Raw genomic sequence first — 267 nt, forward strand, 5'->3', positions numbered from 1 at the left:
TTCCATCTTTAGCTACTGTGTATGTTCCAACTTTTTCTACTGTCTTCGTAGTTTTTCCATCTTCAAATGTTGCTGGTGTTTCGTTATCCATTGGTACTTCTGGGTTTCCTGGGGTGAACTCAGGTGTTCCTTTTTGCTCTTTTCCTTGGATATCTGTCGATTCAGCTGGTTTTGATGTCGGTACTACTGGTGTTACTGTTGGTGTGTATGTTGCTGTAACTGGTGTTCCGTTCTTATCTACACGTTTTACTGTTACTGATGGTGCTG

At 41.6% G+C, this 267-nt stretch carries 1 protein-coding gene; it reads right to left on the minus strand.

Annotation, left to right across the window (positions count from 1 at the left end):
* On the minus strand, positions 1-267 hold a 267-nt coding region (locus N8L39_RS09340), incomplete at both ends, for a hypothetical protein (RefSeq protein ID WP_261039386.1).

The sequence above is a fragment of the Streptococcus mitis genome, from assembly GCF_946190285.1.
GTDB lineage: Bacteria > Bacillota > Bacilli > Lactobacillales > Streptococcaceae > Streptococcus > Streptococcus mitis_CP.